This is a genomic window from Marinobacter sp. KMM 10035 (genome assembly GCF_046537445.1).
GTDB classification, from domain to species: Bacteria; Pseudomonadota; Gammaproteobacteria; order Pseudomonadales; family Oleiphilaceae; genus Marinobacter; species Marinobacter sediminicola.
Genome location: NZ_JBBVMG010000001.1, coordinates 1,576,391 through 1,598,142, shown reverse-complemented (window position 1 = coordinate 1,598,142; position 21,752 = coordinate 1,576,391). Strand labels below are relative to the sequence as shown.

Sequence of the window (21,752 nt, the reverse complement as noted above, 5' to 3'; positions counted from 1 at the left end):
TATCACGGCCCCGAGAGTCTGCTGGCTCTGGCTTATGGTCCTTTGCAGAACCTTTACATGGCATTGACGCTCGTTTACCAAGCCGGGCGGTACCATGGCTGTCATACGAATCAACCTTCTGCTGAAAAGCAGCTAACAACGCGAGGAAACATCATGAGCAAACGTAAATCTTCAATTATTACTGCCGGCCTTCTGGCCTCAGCTCTGTTTGCAGCCAGCCCAGCCTTGATGGCAAGCAACTCGACTGGGAAACACGGGGGCGGCCACCACGGCAACCAGCGCGACATGACAGAAATGTGCGAAGACATGCGCGAAGGCAAGGGTCGCTTTGACCAAGCCGAGCGCCAGGCAGAAATGGCTGAGCGGCAAGAGGCCATGGCTGAGCGCCTGAAACTAACCGATAAACAGCGCGAAATCTGGAATGAAATGCACGAAGAAAATCGCCAGAAGCACGAAAAGCGCATGAAAAAAATGCAGGACAAGATGAAAAAGCGCTGTGACAACCTGAAGAAGTGATCACAAGCCGGGTTTTGACGTAAGGTAGGGGGAGCGATCAAGGAGTACGCCCCAACCATGTCAGAACCCGCAGTTTCTTCTATAACTCTCGAGGCCTGTCATGCCCTGTCCGATATCCCCAGGGATACCTGGGAAAGGCTGGCAGGCACCGGCAATCCGTTTCTCCGGTACGAGTTTTTTGAAGCGCTGGAAAGCACCCGCTGCACCAGTGAAGCAACTGGCTGGAAGCCCAGCCATCTCGTTTTTCGGATGGACGGCGAAATTGCCGGTGTGGCACCCGCCTATATCAAATCCCATTCCATGGGCGAGTACGTGTTTGATTGGGCCTGGGCTGATGCCTACCGGCGCTACGGCATGAACTATTATCCGAAACTTCTGATTGCCGTTCCGTTTACACCGTCCCAAGGGCCACGCCTACTACTTGATCCACAGCTTCGCAGCGCCCTTGATGCCCAAAGTATTCACGACCTTTTTGACGCCCTTATCGCCAAACTTGGTGCTCACTCGTGGCACCTTTTGTTTCCGAACGAACAAGACCAGAAACTGCTCCAATACGAAACTCAGCTGCATCGAATAGGCTGCCAGTTCCACTGGCGCAACAAAGGCTATGGCAGTTTTGACGACTTTCTGGGCCAGCTCACCTCCCGCAAACGTAAATCCATTCGCAAAGAGCGACGCCAAGTAGCCGAGCAAGATATTACCTTTGCCCGATTTCATGGCCGAAACATATCCGACCAAGTTCTTGCAGCCTTCTATGTTTTCTATCAGGCCACCTACCTGAAACGCGGGCAACAACCTTACCTTACCCGGCAGTTCTTCGAGCAAATGCGCGAGACCATGCCAGAGCACCTGCATGTGATTGTGGCGGTTAAAGACGGTGAAATGATTGCAGGAGCATTGTTTCTAGCCGGGCAAAACACACTCTACGGCCGTTACTGGGGCTGCCTGGAGGAGTACAGCCATCTGCACTTTGAGACTTGCTACTACCAGGGCATTGAACTGGCTATCGAACTGGGCCTGCAAATGTTTGATGCAGGCGCGCAGGGGGAGCACAAGCTAGTGCGGGGGTTTGAGCCGGTGATCACCCACTCGTGGCATGGAATAGCCCACCCGGGCTTTCGGGATGCCATTGCGGCGTTTACTCGTGAAGAAGCAGAGCAGATTATGGGATATTACGAGGAGGCCGAAACGGCGCTGCCGTTTCGTCAAACCTCAAACCCATAACGTTAAGGTGAGGCAGCCTGAATAGTGGACTGCCAGACGTTCGCCAAGACAAGTCAGGGGCCCTGAGCGCTGCATTTCCACACTTGCACAGTCGCTGCCAATGCACTCAGCCATTCACGGCGATACCAAGTCACTGAAATCGTAAAAATATGCTTTGCCTGGATCTATGTAAGAGCTGCCTGAGGTATAAGCGCCTATCAAGCCTTCGGTGCCATCAAGGGTGACTGCGTAGCCAAAACGATCGTCCTGGGAAGCCGGCTCGGCCCATAGTTTGTCTTGCTGATTCCATGCACCACCGGAGCGCGTAAACACATATGCCACACCTGATAGTCGGGCATAGGCATCTGCGAAACCCGCCCCAATCAAAATGGTGTCGTTGAGAATAGAAACCGAACTCCCGAATACATCGCGTGCTTCGCCATCGCTTGCAATCAACCGCTGGCTCTCGCTCCAAACACCCGCAACCCGATCGTAAACATAGGCCGAACCTTGCGACGTTTTGGTGCCGACGGTGCCTTGGCTTTGCCCTACCACTGCAGTTTCACCGGAGATAGAAACCGAGTAACCGAATAACGCCTTGCCCTCACTAACACCGACTGCCAGCATCTGATCATGGCTCCAGCTATTACCCGAGCGGGTAAACACATGGACCGCACCTTCTGCATTGTTACCACTGAGACGGGTAAAAGGCGCGCCAATCATGGCGGTGTCACCCTGGAGAGCGACTGCGTGGCCAAACTTTGCAATTTCAGGCTCAGAACCACCGATTGCAGTGAGTTTTGCCTGCTGGCTCCAGGAACTGCCTGTCCGGGTAAATGCATACGCAGCGCCCTGTAGCCCTGCACCATTTTTATAATACCCACTGGCACCCACTAGTACGGTATCGCCCTCAATAGCGACCGCGCTACCGAAGCTCGCTCCCGGCTCTCGATCGCTTGCCACGAGTTTGGCCTGTTCGCTCCAGGCACCATTCGAGCGGGTGAACACATAGGCCGCGCCCCCGCCGTCAGCATTTCTCGCACCAACCACTATGGTGTCGCCATCAAAGGCAACGGAGGAGCCAAAATAATCAATACTCGTTTTATCGCTCGCGATAAGCTGCTGGCTCTCGCTCCAGACACCGTTAACGCGAGTGAATACATACGCTGAACCAGCGTCCCTGTCGCGACCAATTTCGGCGAACTCCGCCCCTATCACGGCAGTATCGCCGTCCATCGCGACCGAAACGCCGAAACTATCACCATCCGTGAGGTCGCTCGCGGATACCTTTTGCACGGTACTCGGTGACGCGATAATAGTTAAAGTCTGCGCTGTTGTATCCGTTTGGCTTGCACTGTCAGTCACCGTCAATTCAACGCTGTAATCCCCTGCAGAGGTGTAGGCGTGAGTTGCCTGTGCGCCATTGGCCATATTGCCGTCGCCAAACGTCCAGGCGTATACCAAGTCTGCACCCACCGAGCTGCCCGCGCTAAATGTCAGATTCTGATTCACTACTTGATCACCGCTGACACCGAAGGCTGCGGTTGGTGGCGCCGGCGTTGTTGAACCTTCTGTAATGGCCAGATCACGAGATTCAGTGTCGCTACGATTGCCTCTGTCTGTAACCGTAAGTACTACCGTGTAGTTACCTGCATCCGCATAAACATGTGTTGCCTGTGCGCCGGTGGCCGTATCACCATCGCCGAATTCCCAAGCGTAAGTCAGCGTATCGCCAGTTGAGGTATCTGCGTCAAACGACTGGGGGTCGCCGGCTTTGAGAGATCCGCTGAAAGTGAACGATGCAACAGGCAGAGGCGGCGCACCGGGAACCCAAACGGGGCTCAGACCCGTGGCGTTATCCGGTGGAACAACGCTATATGTTGCTTGCATATTGGCACGTGCGGTGGCGAGCAAGTCTGGAAGATCCGCTGCCGCCTGCTTAATTTCGTCGAATTTGATTTGCCCAACACCGTTGATCTGACCGTCATCTGCAAAATCTTCAGCAATCGCATCGATCCCGGCCTGGTCTACACCTGCAGTCAATGTCGCTGCAGAGAACAGTAACAAGTTCGCACTGTCACTCTGGTGTGCAGTGCTTCCGTTGTCCTCGTGAAGATCAAGTGAGGTTGGGGCCGCACTAATGCCTATGATGGCGTTCAAGTCGCCACGTGCCTGAGCGCGAGCGTTGCCAAAATCAGCACCAGCAGCCATTAGCGTCTGGGTACGTGCCGCAGCAAAGTGGGTAAACAGGTTCACGTTGGCACTGGCATCATCCGGCAATGTGATGGCGGCATGGAGTGTGGCGCTATCGCTGGTGAAATTGTTGACAACCTCATTAAAAAACACACCCGTCATTTCAAGTTGGGTCGGGCCCGCCCAGTCGGCGTCCGTAAGACTAAAACCACCATTGGACGCTATATCACCCGAAACAGAAGCACTGCCAAGCGAACCGTCGGCTTGTAGCTGAATGGCCGTCGCAGTGCCGCCAGCCTGAAATGGCCCTTTTTGAGCACTGCCCGACATAGGGGTAGCAGTGGTGGGATTTTGATCATCAGTGTCGTTGCCATCGCTACTTCCGCCACAGGCGATAAGTCCTAGCGAAGCAACTACAGCAATCAACACACCGCGCGCACCTCCCATCACGGACGCCGTTGCATGGCTGCTCTTAGAGTCGACTATTTCGGACATCCCAACCTCTCCCTGTCGTTTCTGATCACTCTATTAATTGCAAAGAGTGTTCATTATTAACCTGTATATTTAATGCTCGAAATTAGCAGTGTCAATTTAAGCTGTATATCCCCCAAATGAGTGATACCGGTGTAAATGCGACGCTTTACAACCTTTTTCAGCTAGTTATTCGTCCGCCACAGAGTCAGGCGTCTAGGCCCGTCCTTCTCTTAAATAAGCAGAATAACTGCGCAACAACTACAATAAGTTCTGGTTTGTATGAGGTAATCAACGTGTCACGGATTTTATTTACATTGATTTCAATATCGCTGTGGGCAGCGCTGCCCGGCTGCGCATCCACGAAAGCGGATCGAAGCGTTGTTGAAACAAAGCAGCCCGATGAAGGAACTCCCCAATTTTCGACCTGGAGCTCGCGCCGTGTCGCATGGCTGGAGCGCGGAGACCCACAAGGTTTTCCCGTACTTTATGCCCATGGCAACCCTGGATCCCGCTTGGAGCTATTGTTTTTGGATGCCAAAGCCAAGGATTACGGAATCCGCCTGATCGTTATGGACCGGCCAGGAATAGGGGCATCCAGTTTCGTCTCGAATTATGGCTTGCTGGACTTTGCCGCTGACATGGAAAAACTGGCGGATGAAAAGGGGCTGGACGAGTTTGGTTTAATGGGCTGGTCCAGTGGCGGTCCACCTGTGCTGGCGACGGCTTACTATTTGCCCCAGCGCGTTCGCTTTGCCATCTCGATATCCGGATACACCAACTTCGGCGAGTACGATAAGGCTCTCCAGGCGATGAGTGACTATGGGTTACGTGGCCCTGAGTTGTCAGAAGAGCATCCCGCGCTGTTCAAGCAAGCACTCAAAGTAGCCCGCTGGGCGGACCTGACTCTACCGGGTGCCTATATGGCCGTCGCAGAAGCCGAGATGCCCGCTTCAGACCAAGCTCTCCTTGATGACAAGGCGCGCTCTGAGCTGTTTGTGCGCAACCAACAGGAAGCATTGGTGCAGGGAGTGAAAGGTGCTATTCAGGACCTCGAAGTGCAATGGGCTGCCTGGCCTTTTCATCTGGCAGATATTCAGGTGCCGGTGCATATCTATCAGGGAGAGAAAGATACCTTTGTCCCTGTAGAATTTGCACGGCACCTTGCTCAGGAAATACCCAACGCATCACTGATCATACTGCCTGAAAGCGGGCATCTGTTACCCCTCGATCAACCGTTTATGGACCAGGTGTTCACGGAGATTCAGCACTATATGGAAAACTGAGACTGCTCCGCAGAGCATCGATGCCGCTTGGACAAACATCATCACAAGCGGCATTGCTCAGACAACAGTCTTTTAATGGAAGGGGAACAGGTAGTTAACCCAAGAAGACATCCGCAAGAGTATTTTCCGCATGATCGCTACGTGATGAAAATGCTCGCTATAAACCGCACTTTGCCCAAAGGCACCACCAGGCACTGTGCCAACATACTGCTGGAAATCTGGATCCGTAATTTCAATCAACACCGGTATCCGCCCCGGATGAACTGCTGCCAATGGGTTAATCAAGTTACCGCTTGCCTGAACCTGGCCTTCGGCCAGTGCCGGTAATACGCTTTTCACCCTGCCGGAAAATACTTGGCCGGGAAGCCCGTTCAGAGCCACCTCCGCCTCATTGCCCGCCTGCAAGCGCAACAGGCTGTTCTGGCGATACCATCCTACAAAATACAAGTCTTCCGCATGCACAAATACCATGACAGGCCGCAGTGGCAGAGAGACTGCCATCATGCCGGGCCTCAGAGCCAGCTGTGCCACGTAGCCATCGGTTGGCGCCCGGACAACGGTCTCGCTCAGGTTAAATTCCGCTTCAGCGAGTTGAGCTTGTAATGTGTCTGCTTGCGCAGTACTGAGGTCGGCTGCGCGCTGACTGCCAGCTCCGCGCCTTACCAACTCCAGCGCCCGCTTTTGGTCAACCTTAGCGGATTTTAACTGTGCACGAATCGAGTCAACCTTGAACTGAAAGGGCTCGGGGTCGATCACGAAAAGCACGTCGTCCTTTTTTACCTTCACGCCACCCTGAACTTTGACCTCAATTACTCGGCCGCTAACGGTTGGCACAATGGGTGTGGTAACAAAGTAATCGCGACTTGCTTCGGAAAACGGATGATTATAATTCATGCTGAAAATCAGCCCGCCAATCAAAACAACACCACCCAATACCGCGGTAGGTACCGTCCACTTGTTCAACGGGATTCTGAAAATCTTAAAAATAGCAATGCACAGCGCGGTATAGGTAAGAACTAACAAAAGATCCATTAGCGTTCATCTCCCGCTGGCTGGTTAGCAGACTGCTGTAACTGCGCAACCTGCGCACTCAGTTCGGATACTTGAGCTTTGAGCCCGGCAATAGACGCATCCGTTGTGCTGGCTGCTTCCGTTTCAGGGTCGGCTTGTGCTACCGCGGCACGTTTGTTAAAGCCCCACCCCCTGTCCTCTCTGTAGAGGGTTGCCCATATCCACAAAAAGGGCCAAATAACATGCAGCGTTAACAAACTGATCCACCCGGCTACATGAATGGCGTCAGCGTGGGGGTGATGTCGCTTTTCAGCAATATCGTAGGGAATATCGTGAATTACGATGATTCCGTAAAAGACGGTTATGGCGGCAAAAATCAAAATGCCGAGTGCGATGTAATCAAGCATGGCCGGACGGCCTCCGAAGCGTAAAGATTTGTTAATGATCCGGGCATCACAATAGCGGCAAAAGCCAAACGCAACAAACTGAAACTGCAGCTTATTTCGATAAATGTTCACCAGATCATAAATTCAATCGCCCCCCCCGCTTGTGAAAAAGGTGCGCACTGGGCATCCCCCGTTTGAGTGATACCCCTCTCTGATGCAGGCGCCCACAATAAGGTTGACCAACTGCCGCCAGCAGCTACGCCAGCGACACGCTGAATCACAAACGCTGGCCGGCAGACGGGCTTTCGACCGACACAACAAGATCACATAGTGGTGATAGGAGATATGGAATGTCTAACTCGATCAAATTGGAGCATAGCCAGGCTCTGGCTACGCCTTTTTCCCAACTACGCACCTTGTTGGTTGCCGGTGTTGCGGCACTAGGGCTTGCGGCCTGTGGCGGCGGAGGTGACGGCGACGACGGAGGCGGAGGCGGAGGCAATCCAAATTACGGTGGCCCCAGCACCACCGACAATATTCCAACAACGACCAATCTGGCGGAGTTATACGGGCTGACTACCGACGCTAACCAGGAGCACCGCCTATTCTACATCGATGCATCTGACCACAGTGGTCAAACAGGCCCCAATCAGCCTGCCGGGGCTTGGCTAATGGCCTACGACCCAGCGCTCAAAACCAACCACACAATTGACCCAAAGCTTGCAGGTGTCGGCTCCGTAAACAGCGCCGTTTCTCCAATGGCGCTCCACCAAGCAACTATTGACACGAACACTGGCGAAGTCGATAACTACCAAGTAACTGGCGTGACCTATGTTCAGGAAGAGGAGTATCAATACCTACCCGGATTCCCCATGCCGTCAGCCCTTATGAGAGTTGGTGTGTCGGTGGGTAGCATGCCGGAACAAGTCACTAATGAAAGCGGCCAATCTGCAGACTTGGGATTTGCAGTAGCTCACCAGATAGTGTCCTTCAACCTGGATGACGCCAACCGGACACAGTATGTATTTCCCGCTAAAAACTCATCGATGTCCAGCAGGCAGTACCGCCTCACCTCGCTTGATGCGGACTCGAGCACGCCGGTTCAGGATTTCGGTGCCGGTTTTAATGTTCAAGCACCCTTGTTCGAAACCCAGGGTGCCAAAGCCGGCAGCGCATATGGCTGGATCGTCGCCGATCTGAACCAGAACGACTGTCTGGCATTTGTATCTGGTGCCAATCTAATGAATGCCACCTGCATTCCCAACAATGATGGCACGGGCCCAGTTGAGTTCAGTCAAGATAGGACTGACGAGACATACAATTATATTACCGGTGTTTACCACTTAAACAGCGGTGCGGTTCTGGCGCTTCCTGAAAAAAAGCAGATTGGAACCTCGCTGGAAGTGACTACCACACTCTGGTTTTATGAGCATAGTTCAGGAAAGTTGCACCTACTGAAGAATGCAAATGGAGACAATCTGGAAACCACGGCTCTTCCCATGTTCGGACCAAATGAAGCCGGACGCACCGTTAGTAAAGATGGTGAAACACTTTTTTTAGCCACCAGTGACGGCGGTATTGGCAGCCTGCTTGGAGGGGGCGGAGCTCCGAATCCATCGGATATTGAAGCGCACGCATCCTTAATCAAGATCACCACAACCGCTGACAACGTGGGCTGGGAAGCTGTGTACCACGAGGGTGGCAAGCTAATGGAAGACAAGGAAGCGAACCTTGGTGACTTCCTGGTCGATGCGGGCACTCATTTTATCTGGGAAATAAACGAACGTTTAATCGCCATTTCTCTGGATGGTAAAAGCGAAGTGCTGCTGGATGGCCGGAGCAACAATGGCGGTAACTTATTGAATGGCGCTTTTAGCACCCCCGTGAGCGTCGTCAGCCAAGAGGGATGGTTCTTCTACAATCGTGAGGCCAACAGTTCTGACTATGCCACAGCCATTAAGGCGGATGGCAGCAAGCGTGTGGAGCTTAAGGACTGCACCTGGATAGGCGCATCCACTTCTGGCAAAGCTAACTATACCGGAGGAAGCTTCAGCAGCCTTGAGCCCAGCGAGGTATTCATGGCCTGCAACAAAAAGCTCATTGCTGCCGTAGATGCCAACAACCCAGAAGCTGGCCGAGTGATATTAGGCCGCCTGTCAGAAACGGCTGAGAGTATCTCCATGGGGCGCTCCGCACCGGGGCCGCATCGTTTGATACAAGTAACCTATGAAGATGACAACGATGACCGATACGAAGTTATCTACGTGAATACTCGTGAAAACAACTCACTCACACATATCATGGACAACCCGACGAGTGAAAGCAGCGCAGGTGGCCTGGGGTGGATGACAGCACCTGTCGACGGTTTCTGATTCCAACCTTTTCAGGTAGGCCTTCGGGCCTACCGACTCCCCGCCCACCTTCCAAAAAAACTGGCATCCGCAGGCGAGCACCAAGTATTCTGTTTATCACTTACCCAGCGCAAAACAGGCTCGCCCATGCTCTTCCACTACAAAAAAAGCCAAACCCGACAAGCCGTAAGTGTTGCCCTCAATATACTGGCGATACCCGTTATTCTCTTTATGTTTCAACACTTTTTTAAAGACCAGCCAAACTTCGAAGAAATATTCGATATGGTTGAGAAAGGAGCTATTGCTGTAGCAGTCGTCCTGGCCGTAATTCTGGCTTGGCTGCTGAAAAGAAGGGACAAATTCGAAATCTACGTAACGGAAAAGGAATTCTATAGCCATCACCCTATTTTTGAGGAGTGGTGCTTCAGAATCCGTCCTCTGGATATTGTAGCCATCGAGCACAAGCTGAATATTGGCTCAGGCTATATGACCAACATAAACGTGCAAATGAAAAACGGGGAAGTCCACCAACTGTGCATGAACTACCCCTATTCTCGAAAGAACTTATACGGTGCACTTAAACAGGTTAACCCAAAAATCCAGCTTCCAAGCAACGCCAACACGTTCAATCACAAGCGGAACAGGAAGTAACGGCCACATCAGGTCAGGATTTGGCAAATTCCAGGTACCGGCTCGCAGCCTGCTGCTTCTCATTCTGGCTACTCAGCAGTTCAAGGCGTAGCCGGTCAATAATGCTCATGTACTCATCCAGCGGTGAGTCCGATTTACCTAAATCCTTGGTTTCCTCAATAAATGCTTTCTGCTTCTCTCGCAATTCATTGAGTTTTTCCAGCGCGCCGCGAATGGCCTCTATTCTGGCTCCCTCAAGCCCGCCGACCTCACCCATATTTCCGTCACGGCCACTGCCACCCCCACCCTCAAGACGCTGCTGTGTCGGAGGAACATCCACAGTATTTTGCTCAGACAGATTGATTTCTTCGAGTGTGCGCACGTCACCATCGGTGGTCAGGTAGATACCTGAAGCCTGAACTTCTCCCAACGGCACGCCCTGGCTGTTGGTCAGAGTGAAATTATCTTCTGCGCTGCCAACATAAAGCGCCTGCACGCCCACTTCGTTAAGGGACCTCAAGGTCTGCTCGCCATCTGCTCCCTGCACCCAAACAGACAAAGAGGAAAACACCTCGTCGTTGGCATCAATCCAAAGATTGCCGTCATCATCGTAGTTAGCGAGTTCACTGAACCCGGAGCCACTTTGGGGGCCAAACAGTTCGGTGCCGTCATCCACCTTTCCGTTGCCATTGCGATCAAATACCAGGTAGCCGCTACCACTGTCGAGAGCGGCAAACTGCCCGGTTTTCCCATTACCTTCCAGATCAAACTCAAACAAGGTGTCGGTGAGCTTCGCCGTGGCGTTGCCAAAGTTGATCACCAAAGGGTCTGTCATCGGGCGCTCTTCGATGCGCAGGCTTTCGGAGTATTCATAGGTTCTGGATTGCGACTGGCGAAGTGACAAGGTGAAATCGATGGTTTCGCCATTTTCCAAAGAAATGCTGCCGGATGATGTAAATGAACGGGATTCGCTCTCGGAGTAGAACATATAGCGGCTGGCCTCAACCGTCATGCTGCCTTTGGCTTCTCCGGCCTCACCACCAAGGGCGGCGCGGCTGACACTGATGGCCTGTTGCCCACGAAGCATCAGTTCCGTGGTTTTCTCGGCCAGCTGGGCGCTGGTGAACACGCCATCGCGATCGCCACCACTGACAGTGCTGGAACTGCTGAAACCCAATCTTTCCTGGCTTGTGTATCTGTAGGCCGCATCGCGTATAACATTCAGCTGTGCGTTGCCAGCCGAATTGCCATTGCCAGCACCGGGCAATCGCTGCTGGTTAATCCGAAGCTGGCTCTGATCAAAGGCCGTTGTGTGGCGGGAATTTTCCTGCAAGAACGAAATCTGGCTGGACACAATCATGGCGCGGGCTTGCCTCCAAGTTCATTAGTCACCTACTGGCTTAACGGCTCAGGTGAAATGAACTTGAATGAATTTTGTGCAAACTGGCGAATGTGCCGCCGCTGAAGCCAAAGCAGATTACTCTATAAGCTATACCGCACCAGCGCAGCCGCCAGAATACCCGCCGCAATCGCAGGCAGCGGCTTCTTGAGAGTTAGCATAACAACAGCCGTTACGGCGAGCGCCGCAAGCGCTCCCGCATCGCCACCAAACGCCATAGGCACAATGATGGCAATCAGCACAGAGCTGGCCATGGTATTGATGAAGCTCTCAATACGAGGGCTTATGCGCACGAAGGACATGATAAACACACCGCCGAACCGGGTTGCCAGTGTAACCAGGGTCATAATCAGTATGAGTACAAGAACGCCGCCAGTGGTGGTTTCGATGGTCATGTGGAGGCCCCCTCTGCCGGCTCTTCTTCAGGTTTCTTTTCAAGCCAAAAATACCCAACAACTCCGCCGGCAAGAGCTCCGGCCACCACATGAGTGTTAGCAGGCAACCATTTCCAGGCTGCCAGTGAAGCAACAGCCGCCAGCGTCCAGGCCACCAGCACTCGAGGGTTCTTTTTGCCGCCCAGAGCCATGGCCAGCAGGAAGCATCCCAGTACCATGTCCATCCCCAGGCTTTTCGGGTTTTGCAAAAGCCCCCCGAAATACACGCCTAGCCAGGTGCCAACAATCCAGGCAAGCCACAACACCAGGCCACCCCCGAGAATCACCTCAAGATTGCGCCTGCCACTTTGGTATTCCTGAGCAGATACGGCCCAGTTAGCATCGGTGAGGAGCAATAAAATGCCATACCGCTTAGCGGGGGTAACGTCTTTCAACATTGGATAAAGCGACGCACCCATCAACAGGTGGCGAGAGTTTATTGCAAACACAACAACCATAACGGGGATGACCGAAACCTCAGCCCCCCACATATCAATGGCTGCAAATTGTGACGCACCCGCAAAAACCAGCGTGCTCATCAACAACGATTCGATCGGCCCCACCCCCTCTTGCACGGCGGCAAGACCAAAAGCAGCACCAAATGCCACAACAAACAATGAAATAGGGAGCATGCGAATCAGTTCGGAACGAACCTTCGCGGGCTGAAACTGGTAGGGATATGCGGCATTTTTCATCTACGCAAGCTAAGGAAATTTACGTGCCGGGCGTATCAGTAGTTTCCGCAGGTGTGAGTTGTTGATCTGACAGGAAGTTTTGCACATGCAACTAATATTTCACCATGGATTAGATAATGCCACGCCGCTTTTCGAATTGACGTTAACGTCAACAGCGATTAGTTTAGCTTTAGCTCGGCCTCATAAGGGCTACCCCCTGAGAGGGGTCCGGGCACCTGAAATCAAAACCGCCGGCCACAAGCCGGACGACAAAAACAACACTGCCACTGCCGCCGAGATCCGGCCACGTGGAGAGGATTTCAACATGCCAATATCAGCACGTCTTCGAGACGTCATGTGCAGTGCACATTTGTTCCTACCTGCTAAGATAGTCGCCTTTAGTTTCCGCAACTTAGCGCCCGCTCGGGCCAAGGAAGAGAGGTGATCCCATGACTGTATTCAGCCATCCCGAATTTGATAACCACGAACACCTGTCTTTTTTCTGTGACCCGGAAACCGGGCTCAAAGCCATTGTTGCCATACACAACACCTCCCGTGGCCCGGCTCTCGGTGGTTGCAGGATGTTCCCCTACGCCAGCGATGAAGAAGCCTTACGCGATGTTCTGCGCCTTTCGCGGGGCATGACCTACAAGTCCGCGCTTGCCAATCTTGATCTGGGCGGCGGCAAGTCCGTCATTATTGGCGACCCGCGCAAGCAAAAAAGCGAAGCCTTGCTGGAAGCCATGGGTAAGCATCTGGAAGGTCTTGGTGGCCAGTACATTGCTGCTGAAGATTCTGGCACCAGCGTGCCCGATCTCAAAGTGATGGGTAGGCACACCAAACACGTTGCCGGCATTGTTGAGCACATGGGTTTTGATGGTCTGCCCAGTAACGGAGACCCTTCTCCAACCACAGCCTATGGCGTGTTTGTTGGTCTGAAAGCAGCGGTAAAGCACAAGCTCGGCCGTGAGGACCTGACTGGTTTGAAAGTTGCCGTTCAAGGCGTGGGCAACGTGGGCTACCGCCTGGCCCAGCATTTGAAAGAGGCGGGTGCAGAACTCTGGGTGTACGATATTCACCAGGAAAATATGCAACGTGCCGTAGACGAACTCGGCGCCCATGCAGCAACGGCCGAGGACATTCTGTTCCTGCCAGTCGATGTAGTAGCGCCCTGCGCCATGGGTGCAGTATTGAACGACGACAGTATCCCCCGGCTGCAAGCAACGGTTATTGCGGGTGCGGCCAACAACCTCCTGCAACGCCCGGATCATGATCAGGCACTTACGGATCGCGGCATCCTCTATGCGCCGGATTTCGCAATTAACGCAGGTGGCATCATAGATGTGTTCTGTGAGCGCACCGGAGCCTCTTCAGAAGAAGTGCGAGCTCACGTAGAAGGCATTGGTCGGACGCTTTCAGAGATCTTCAAACGCTCTGACAGCAGCGGCATTCCCACCGGAGCGGTTGCCAACACCTTGGCAGAAGAACGTTTCCGGAAACGCGCAAGCGCGGTTCAAACACCGAGCGAGCAGTTTGCCGGCGCCTGAATAGTCGTAGACATTTTTAACGGGGCCTTTATGCAACTCCGGGCCCCGGTTCTTCCAAACAAAAACAAGTATCTGGCAGGAGACAATCATGTCTGATTTTAATGGTCCGAGCTCAGCCACAATGGAAGGTTCGAACGAAAAACGGGGGCTTTGGTCTTCCCGTTTTGCATTTATTCTTGCGGCCACAGGTTCTGCTGTTGGTCTGGGCAACATCTGGAAGTTTCCTTACGTTACCGGCGAAAACGGCGGTGGCGCTTTTGTATTGGTTTACCTGTTGTGTATTGCCGCCATAGGCTTGCCCATCATGATGGCTGAGGTACTTATTGGTCGTCGCGGCGGCCGAAGCCCGGTAAACAGCCTCAAACAGATTGCGAAACAACAAGGGCTGAACCCTGCCTGGCGAGCCGTTGGCGCAATCGGTGTTATCGCCGGCTTTCTGATTCTGTCGTTTTATTCAGTGATTGGTGGTTGGGCCGTATCCTATGTGGGTTCTGCCGCTAGTGGGCAATTCACGGGCCAGTCTGCGGATGCCATTGGCGAACTCTTCTCCAGCCTTCTGGCAGACCCCAAAACGCTCTTGATGTGGCACACCCTGTTCATGGCCCTGGTAGTGCTTGTAGTAGCCAAGGGCGTTCGCGCAGGACTTGAGCGGGCTGTCAGCATTCTCATGCCTGCCCTCTTCCTTTTGCTGCTTGCAGTGGTTGGCTTTGCCATGACCACTGGCGAGTTCGGGCGGGCGGTAACCTTCCTGTTTCAACCAGACTTCTCCAAACTCACTACCGCCGGCGTGCTGGTCGCACTGGGGCACGCTTTCTTTACTCTGAGCCTGGGTATGGCGGTAATGATGGCTTACGGCTCTTACCTGCCAAAGAATATTTCCATCGCCAAAACATCGATTGCCGTGTGCGTGATTGATACTGGCGTGGCATTGCTCGCTGGCTTGGCTATCTTCCCGATTGTCTTTGCGAACGGCCTTGAACCGGGCGCGGGGCCGGGTTTGATCTTCCAAACGCTGCCACTGGCCTTTGGTCAGATGCCTATGGGCAGCCTGTTCGGAACATTGTTCTTTGTGCTGTTAATTTTTGCTGCATGGACGTCGGGCATCTCTCTACTGGAGCCAATTGTAGAGTGGCTGGAAGAACAAAAAGGCATGAATCGCATCAAAAGTGCATTGGGGGCAGGTTTTGTGTGCTGGGCTTTGGGCATTGCCTCGATCCTTTCCCTCAACCTGTGGTCGGGCTTTGCACCACTGGGATGGATCACCATGCTGGAAGGCAAAACAATCTTTGACCTGCTGGATTTCTTTACCGCCAACATCATGTTGCCTTTGGGCGGTTTGCTGGTTGCAGTATTTGCTGGCTGGATTATGTCCCGCAAGGCCATGGAGGAAGAACTGGCGCTCTCCAAGCCCATGTTCAATCTTTGGTACGTTACCGTGCGGTTCATTACGCCGGTGGCTGTAGGTACGGTATTTGTGTACAACCTTGTAGGGGCGTAAGCAGCGCCCGACCGATAGGTGATCGAGGGAGGCCCTCAGGGTCTCCCCGATTCTTGCATTCAGTTTCAATTCCGCCAACTCCTCGGCACGCGTACGGCCCAGATTGAGGGTAGCTATCGGCATACCTAACTCCTTTGCATACCTGCAAAAGCGAAAGCCGGAGTAAACCATCAAAGAAGACCCAATAACCAGCAACCCGTCACTGGCCTTGAGCGTGTCCTTCGCCAATTCCACCCGTTGCTTCGGTACAAAATCACCAAAAAACACAACATCCGGTTTGAGTATGCCGCTGCAGTTTGGGCAGTCTGCGAGGCGAAAACCGGTGAAATCCACGTTCAAATCAGCATCGCCATCTGGAGCAGCTTCCGCTTTGAAGCCCTGAAACGCCGGATTGAGATCTGCACAGCGCTCGTGCACTTCGTCTCGGGGGCATCTGTAGCCACAACTCATGCAAAGCACTTCATCTGCACGTCCATGCAAATCGCTTACGCCCTGTGTACCCGCTTTTTGATGCAGGCGGTCTACGTTCTGGGTAACCACGAGACTAGAGTGATTGCGCATTTCCAGTTCAGCGATATGGAAGTGGGAGGGATTCGGCTGTGCGTTTCGGATAACAGGCCAGCCAATCAAACTGCGCCCCCAGTATCGTTGGCGAATGTCGTAACTGTCCATGAATTCACGGTGCTGAACCGGTTGCTTACGCTTCCATGCGCCCTCGCCATCGCGGTAATCGGGAATGCCGGAATCTGTGCTTACACCTGCGCCAGTCAAGATCATTAGCTTGGGGTTGCGGCGAATGAAGTCTGCCAGCATCTCTCCCGCCTGCTCCGGCTCATGCATAACCTGCGGTGCATCCAGCTCGGGCAGGCGCTGATTCGAACTGAAGGGTCGGGTTCGGTAGGTCATCACTGGTTCACACTCTCCGGCTATTTCAGCCCGGTTTGCGGGCCACGTATACAGTGTTGAACGATTCCCTGTTCTGGAACGGGTTGTAGAAGCTCACTACATGGCAGACCACTTCGGTGAATATTTCCCGTAACACTTCCATGAATACGGCGTCCTCGCCTTCATTGGACCACATGGCAAAGATACCACGGGGTTTAAGTTGCCTGGCCATGCGGCTGATATTGTCGGTGGTGTAGAAGCTGGCGTTGGAGTCGCTCAGCAGCGCGCGAGGCGAGTGGTCGATATCCAAAAGGATGGCGTCAAACTCTTTGCCGGGCGCTTGTGGATCAAATCCGCCGCACTCGGGATCGGCAATGGCAAGATCAAAGAAGCTGCCATGAATGTAGCGGCTGCGGGCATCGGCGTTAATATCTTTGCCAAGGGGCACGTATTCTTGCTGGTGCCAGCGGATAACCGGCTCCAGGTATTCTACGATCAGCAGCTCCCCTACCCGATCGTGCTTGAGTGCGGCCACGGCGGTATAGCCTAGCCCGAGGCCTCCAACGACAACGCTCAGGTTGTCGCCTTCCGTTTCGTTCAACCCGAGGTCTGAAAGTGCGACTTCAGCGTCTACGAACATGCTGGACATGAGGAATTCTTCGCCGAGTTTTACCTCGAATATATCCCGGTCACCCAGTGCGGGAATCCGCCGGCGGCGAAGTGTGATTTCGCCGATCTCGGAGGGCTGGCTATCAATTTGTGCGAACAGTCGTCCCACTGTATTGCCTCTTCTATCATTCGCTAAGGTCGGACGTGCATCCAACCAAAACAGCCCGCATTTTTTCTGCACCGAGCTGGTTCATCAATTCGATATTACGCGGGGGAATACCGTCTACATCCGGATGGTTATCAATCGCGGCTTCCAGGCTAGCCTCACGCAACAGATGAAGCATGGGGTACGGAGATCGGTTGGTGTAGTTCTCCGCATCATCTGATTCAGTGCCAGCAAACTGATAATCGGGGTGGAAGCTGGCGATCTGGTAGATGCCTTCCATGTCCAGATAGGTCAACAACCCGTCGGCAGCACCCAGGAACTCGTTGTAGTCTGCAAAGTCCTGCAGTACCTGAGGATGAATCAAAAGCGTGGTTTCGATTTCCGGCTCATCGTCCAAACGCAGAAGTTCTGTTTGCAGGGCCTGGAGAAGTGAATCCTCGTTATCAGCCTCGGATACCACAAACCGAACCCGGTCCCGGACCAGTTCGCGCTTGGCAAACGGACATAGGTTGTAACCAACAACAACGTCTTCAACCCATTTCCGGGTCGCTTGAACTACCGTTCCATCGCTCACACTCAATCCCTCTAGTTGTTGATCCAACCTCTTAAGCCTAATTCGGGTCGGCTGGCAGGGCTGTCCAAAAATGTGCGGAGCCATGGATGGCGGAGCCAAGCGTACACGGACGTATCCACAGCGGTTTTCGGACAGCCCTGCCAGCCGGCCCAGCCTCTAAGCTATGTCAGATCAAAGATGCCCTTGGCTACGAAGATAATCATCATAAGTCCCACTAAAGTCCGTAATCCCCTCAGGCGTCAACTCAATAATCCGAGTGGCCAGGGAAGACACAAACTCACGGTCGTGACTCACGAAAATCAGTGTACCCGGATAGTTCTCAAGTGCCAGGTTCAGCGCCTCGATAGACTCCATATCCAAGTGGTTAGTAGGCTCATCCAGCAGCATTACGTTCGGCTTTTGCAGAATCAGCTTGCCGAACAGCATGCGCCCCTGCTCACCACCGGAAATTACCCGCACCGACTTGCCAATATCGTCACCGGAGAACAGCATGCGGCCCAGTGTGCCACGAACCAGCTGCTCACCACCGGTAGTCCACTGCGCCATCCATTCCGACAGCGTGTCATCGTCAGCAAAATCGTCCGTATGGTCCTGGGCGTAATAGCCCACTTCGGCGCTGTCCGTCCATTTCACTTCACCGCTGTCCGGCTCGTAAGCACCTGCAAGGCACTGCAACAAAGTGGTTTTACCAATACCGTTGGGACCAATTACTGCCACACGTTCACCCGCTTCTACTTGCAGGTTCAGCTTGTTGAATAGCGTATTGCCATCAAAACCTTTGGTCAGATCCCGGATGGTGACCGCCTGGCGATGCAGCTTTTTGCCTTGTTCAAAACGGATAAACGGACTAACGCGGCTTGAAGGCTTTACTTCATCCAACTGGATCTTGTCGATCTGACGGGCGCGAGAAGTGGCCTGCTTTGCTTTGGATGCGTTGGCGGAGAAGCGGCTTACGAACTGCTGCAGCTCTGCAATTTGTGCTTTCTTCTTCGCATTATCTGAAAGCATGCGCTCGCGGGCCTGAGTGGCCGCGGTCATGTATTCATCGTAGTTGCCCGGGAATAGCCTCAACTCGCCATAGTCCAGGTCAGCCATGTGGGTGCACACGCTGTTCAGGAAGTGACGGTCGTGAGAAATGATGATCATGGTGCTGCTGCGAGCCACCAGAATGTTTTCCAGCCAGCGGATGGTGTTAATGTCCAGGTGGTTGGTGGGCTCGTCCAGCAATAATACATCTGGATCAGAGAACAGCGCCTGTGCCAACAGCACGCGCAGCTTCCAGCCAGGGGCCAGGCTGCTCATCGGCCCTTCGTGCTGTTCCAGTGGAATATCCAGGCCCAAAAGCAATTCGCCAGCGCGGGATTCGGCGGTGTAGCCGTCCATTTCCGCGAACTGAACTTCCAGATCTGCCACCGCCATACCGTCTTCTTCGCTCATCTCGGCCAGCGAATAGATGCGGTCACGCTCTTTTTTAACGTTCCACAGCTCTTCATGGCCCATGATCACGGTATCCATGACTGAACAAGTTTCGTAGGCAAACTGGTCCTGCCGTAACTTACCCAAGCGAACGTTCGGCTCCAGCATAACCTGGCCGGCAGACGGTTCCAGGTCACCACCGAGAATCTTCATCAGAGTGGATTTACCGCAGCCGTTGGCCCCGATCAGGCCATAGCGGTTGCCGTTACCGAACTTCGCGGAAACATTTTCAAATAGGGGTTTAGCCCCGAATTGCATGGTGATATTGGCAGTAGAGATCAAGAAACAAACCTATAGAAGTAAGGGCCAGCGCAGCACCGGCTAAATAAAGCCGGCATTGTACAGGTTTGCGATGGTAACCGTGAGGCCGCAGAAACACGCATAAAAAGGGCTTGCCTAGAGCGCGGGGGAAAGGCAGCATTCCTTTACAGAGTTACCCATTCATTTTATTTAAGGAACGTTTTCATGACACAGGCAACTGCACGCCACATTCTGGTAGACAGCGAAGCGAAATGCGAAGAGCTGAAGAAAGAAATTGAAGGTGGCAAGGATTTCGCGGAAGTAGCGAAGCAGCACTCTTCTTGCCCGTCTGGCCGTAACGGCGGCGACCTGGGTTCATTCGGCCCCGGCCAGATGGTTCCAGAGTTTGATAAAGTGGTGTTCAGCGGTGAAGTCAATAAGGTTCTCGGGCCCGTCAAGACCCAGTTTGGCTACCACCTTCTGGAAGTAACCAGCCGCAGCTAAGCGCCCCGGCACTGCTTGCAAACTGGCTTCTGATTGTTTCAGAAGCCAGCCTCTTCAGCACCGCTTTTACTTTTGAGGGGCGAGGAATTTAACCATCTGATTGCCGATGGATTCAATCGGATCGGTAATAGCCTGCTGAATACTCTGGGTGACAGTTTTCGAAAATGCAGAACCCGGCCCGCTTTCCAGAAAATCGATATACAACCCCATTTCCTGAGTGCTTATTTTTTCATAAGTATGCAGATAACTGTCGTATACCTGCTGCTCAACAACGCCCCGTATGGTACTTCGCTGGCTTTCTATCTTCCGTTTAAGCTCTTCGTAGTTTGCTGAGTCAGAGCTGAATGCAGCCATGGCTGTCGTCAATCCAAGCTGCACAGCAATTGTGGTATCTACAGCACTTTCGGTGGCTCGGGCCGCCCGATCAAAGCGCTCGAACATCCGGGCACGGTCCGTACCTTTGTACTTTTGGTTCAGTTCAGCAGCCTTGGCCTGAATCTGTTGCCACGCGGCCGGGTCTGAAGCCGCAATCTCCGCAGCCGAGATTTTCCGGGCTACCGGTGTCTTGTACCAGCCGTCCACGGCTTCAAGCTGCTTCCCGGAGAGGTCGCGCTCCAGGTTTCTCACTATTTGTTGCTCTATATCCGCCGCACGAAAACTGTTGCTGACAACGTATCCAATGGTGTCTGCAACCATGGGAGGAAGCTGCTGACTGCGTTTCAAGCCTTCGCGAATGCCTTCGCTCATCATGGCAGGGTAGCGTTCAACAATATCGTCGATAGGCGATGCCGTCAGCACTTGCTGAGCACTAGGCGCTGCCATGGCGGGGCCGGCCAGCATCAGGCCAGTGATTAAAAGAGGTTTAACTAGGGTACCAAGCTTCATTTAACTATCATCCTGTTTGATGGATGCTGCGTTTATGACACGCACACCCTCCCCTGAGCAAGCAATCCATGGGTTCCGGAGATGACAGTTTGGTAGGAAAGCTCTGGACGCGATCCCGTCCACGCAAAAGAAAGCGCCAGACCCGTCGTGATCGGTGGCGATCCCGCGTGAAATGGTACGGACTTCCGGTTCTGGGCTTAATTATCGGCACCTGGGCAACACTGCGTTTCAGCTTGCTCGCCCCGGAACCACCCATCAACCCGAACCATCTGTGCGAGATCTTTCGGGAACACACGGTTTGGTACGACTATGCAAAAGACTCCCAGGAACGCTGGGGAACACCCATCGCTACCCAGATGGCTTTCGTGTACTACGAGTCTTCGTTCCGCAGTCATGCCCGGCCACCGAGAACCCGATTATGGGGTTTCATTCCCTGGAGCCGTCCAACCACCGCTTACGGTTACGCCCAGGCACTGGACCCTGCCTGGGGCGAGTACCTTGCTGCTAACGGCGATGGCTTATTCACCGTGCGCACGGATATGGAGTACGCACTGGATTTTGTGGGGTGGTACAACCACCTCTCCCATCGCCAACTCGGCATTCCCTTTCATAGCCCGCGCCAACTTTACCTGGCATACCACGAAGGCCGCGGCGGCTACGCCCGCAAAACGTTTGCCCGCAAGCCTTCTATTACAGCCTTGGCTTCACGGGTGCAGTCACGGGCTTTTCGGTACGACAATCAGCTCAAATCCTGCGAGCAGGAATTCCAGTGCTGGCGGTGGTATCAGTTCTGGCCATTCTGTGGCTGAGCGCA

General features: G+C 53.5%; 19 protein-coding genes and 1 pseudogene. 9 read left to right on the top strand and 11 right to left on the bottom strand.

Translation table 11 applies throughout. The annotated features are described in order from the left end of the window. The first annotated feature begins 153 nt into the window (after positions 1 to 153). The gene (locus tag AADB16_RS07215) at positions 154 to 516 is read left to right on the top strand and encodes a hypothetical protein (RefSeq protein WP_410802310.1); all 363 of its coding nucleotides are present in this window, start codon (positions 154 to 156) and stop codon (positions 514 to 516) included. Positions 517 to 573: 57 nt separating this feature from the next. Continuing rightward, positions 574 to 1,740 carry a GNAT family N-acetyltransferase gene (locus AADB16_RS07210; RefSeq protein ID WP_410802308.1) on the top strand — a complete coding sequence of 389 codons (1,167 nt, stop codon included), beginning with the start codon at positions 574 to 576 and terminating at the stop codon, positions 1,738 to 1,740. Positions 1,741 to 1,854: 114 nt separating this feature from the next. Here the strand turns inward: AADB16_RS07210 and AADB16_RS07205 are convergent, their stop codons facing one another. Next, entirely contained in the window at positions 1,855 to 4,407 is a 2,553-nt protein-coding gene (locus tag AADB16_RS07205; RefSeq protein WP_410802306.1) for a PKD domain-containing protein, read from the bottom strand. Positions 4,408 to 4,523: 116 nt separating this feature from the next. Between AADB16_RS07205 and AADB16_RS07200 the strand changes: the two genes are divergently transcribed. After that, positions 4,524 to 5,669 (top strand): alpha/beta fold hydrolase, encoded by a 1,146-nt coding sequence (locus tag AADB16_RS07200; RefSeq protein WP_309045110.1) that lies wholly within the window; start codon positions 4,524 to 4,526, stop codon positions 5,667 to 5,669. A 72-nt stretch (positions 5,670 to 5,741) separates the two neighbouring features. Here AADB16_RS07200 and AADB16_RS07195 read toward each other — a convergent pair whose 3' ends face one another. Next, positions 5,742 to 6,701, bottom strand: a complete 960-nt coding sequence (locus AADB16_RS07195) for an HlyD family secretion protein (RefSeq protein ID WP_309045109.1) — start codon at positions 6,699 to 6,701, stop codon at positions 5,742 to 5,744. Beyond that, a complete protein-coding gene (locus AADB16_RS07190; RefSeq protein WP_309045108.1) occupies positions 6,701 to 7,087 on the bottom strand; it encodes a DUF3302 domain-containing protein in 387 nt (128 codons plus the stop codon). Before AADB16_RS07190 ends, AADB16_RS07195 begins: the two co-directional genes overlap by 1 nt. A gap of 329 nt (positions 7,088 to 7,416) precedes the next feature. Here AADB16_RS07190 and AADB16_RS07185 point away from each other — a divergent pair, with 329 nt between their 5' ends. Together AADB16_RS07185 and AADB16_RS07180 are read left to right on the top strand one after the other, a co-directional pair. After that, on the top strand, positions 7,417 to 9,438 hold the full coding sequence (locus AADB16_RS07185) for a hypothetical protein (protein WP_410802304.1): 2,022 nt from the start codon (positions 7,417 to 7,419) through the stop codon (positions 9,436 to 9,438). Between the two features lie 126 nt (positions 9,439 to 9,564). Further along, the gene (locus AADB16_RS07180) at positions 9,565 to 10,068 is read left to right on the top strand and encodes a hypothetical protein (protein WP_309045106.1); all 504 of its coding nucleotides are present in this window, start codon (positions 9,565 to 9,567) and stop codon (positions 10,066 to 10,068) included. A gap of 13 nt (positions 10,069 to 10,081) precedes the next feature. Here AADB16_RS07180 and AADB16_RS07175 read toward each other — a convergent pair whose 3' ends face one another. From AADB16_RS07175 to AADB16_RS07165, 3 genes are all read right to left on the bottom strand, one after another. Then, positions 10,082 to 11,407, bottom strand: coding sequence for a hypothetical protein (locus AADB16_RS07175; protein ID WP_410802302.1), 1,326 nt, complete (start codon positions 11,405 to 11,407; stop codon positions 10,082 to 10,084). Between the two features lie 122 nt (positions 11,408 to 11,529). Next, positions 11,530 to 11,841, bottom strand: a complete 312-nt coding sequence (locus AADB16_RS07170) for an AzlD family protein (protein WP_410802300.1) — start codon at positions 11,839 to 11,841, stop codon at positions 11,530 to 11,532. Then, positions 11,838 to 12,575, bottom strand: a complete 738-nt coding sequence (locus tag AADB16_RS07165; RefSeq protein WP_410802298.1) for an AzlC family ABC transporter permease — start codon at positions 12,573 to 12,575, stop codon at positions 11,838 to 11,840. Before AADB16_RS07165 ends, AADB16_RS07170 begins: the two co-directional genes overlap by 4 nt. Positions 12,576 to 13,003: 428 nt before the next feature. On the opposite strand from AADB16_RS07165, the gene AADB16_RS07160 reads away from it, so the two are divergent. Further along, complete coding sequence (locus AADB16_RS07160; protein ID WP_298448587.1) at positions 13,004 to 14,101, top strand: Leu/Phe/Val dehydrogenase; 1,098 nt, start codon at positions 13,004 to 13,006, stop codon at positions 14,099 to 14,101. Between the two features lie 88 nt (positions 14,102 to 14,189). Next, positions 14,190 to 15,599, top strand: a complete 1,410-nt coding sequence (locus AADB16_RS07155) for a sodium-dependent transporter (RefSeq protein ID WP_298448589.1) — start codon at positions 14,190 to 14,192, stop codon at positions 15,597 to 15,599. A 15-nt stretch (positions 15,600 to 15,614) separates the two neighbouring features. On the opposite strand, the pseudogene AADB16_RS07150 reads toward AADB16_RS07155, so the two are convergent. From AADB16_RS07150 to AADB16_RS07135, 4 genes and pseudogenes are all read right to left on the bottom strand, one after another. Next, positions 15,615 to 16,505: pseudogene (locus AADB16_RS07150) on the bottom strand (NAD-dependent protein deacetylase); the annotation flags it as partial. 25 nt (positions 16,506 to 16,530) lie between these two features. Then, positions 16,531 to 17,262, bottom strand: a complete 732-nt coding sequence (locus tag AADB16_RS07145; RefSeq protein WP_410802296.1) for a spermidine synthase — start codon at positions 17,260 to 17,262, stop codon at positions 16,531 to 16,533. Between the two features lie 16 nt (positions 17,263 to 17,278). Continuing rightward, complete coding sequence (locus AADB16_RS07140) at positions 17,279 to 17,833, bottom strand: DUF1415 domain-containing protein (RefSeq protein WP_410802294.1); 555 nt, start codon at positions 17,831 to 17,833, stop codon at positions 17,279 to 17,281. 171 nt (positions 17,834 to 18,004) lie between these two features. Further along, entirely contained in the window at positions 18,005 to 19,591 is a 1,587-nt protein-coding gene (locus tag AADB16_RS07135) for an ABC-F family ATPase (protein WP_298448597.1), read from the bottom strand. Positions 19,592 to 19,774: 183 nt separating this feature from the next. On the opposite strand from AADB16_RS07135, the gene AADB16_RS07130 reads away from it, so the two are divergent. Continuing rightward, positions 19,775 to 20,053, top strand: coding sequence for a peptidylprolyl isomerase (locus tag AADB16_RS07130; RefSeq protein ID WP_303596297.1), 279 nt, complete (start codon positions 19,775 to 19,777; stop codon positions 20,051 to 20,053). Between the two features lie 66 nt (positions 20,054 to 20,119). On the opposite strand, the gene AADB16_RS07125 is transcribed toward AADB16_RS07130, so the two are convergent. Next, positions 20,120 to 20,938 (bottom strand): DUF2059 domain-containing protein, encoded by an 819-nt coding sequence (locus tag AADB16_RS07125; RefSeq protein WP_410802292.1) that lies wholly within the window; start codon positions 20,936 to 20,938, stop codon positions 20,120 to 20,122. A gap of 167 nt (positions 20,939 to 21,105) precedes the next feature. On the opposite strand from AADB16_RS07125, the gene AADB16_RS07120 reads away from it, so the two are divergent. Then, positions 21,106 to 21,747, top strand: a complete 642-nt coding sequence (locus AADB16_RS07120) for a lysozyme-like domain containing protein (RefSeq protein ID WP_410802290.1) — start codon at positions 21,106 to 21,108, stop codon at positions 21,745 to 21,747. Positions 21,748 to 21,752: the final 5 nt, after the last annotated feature.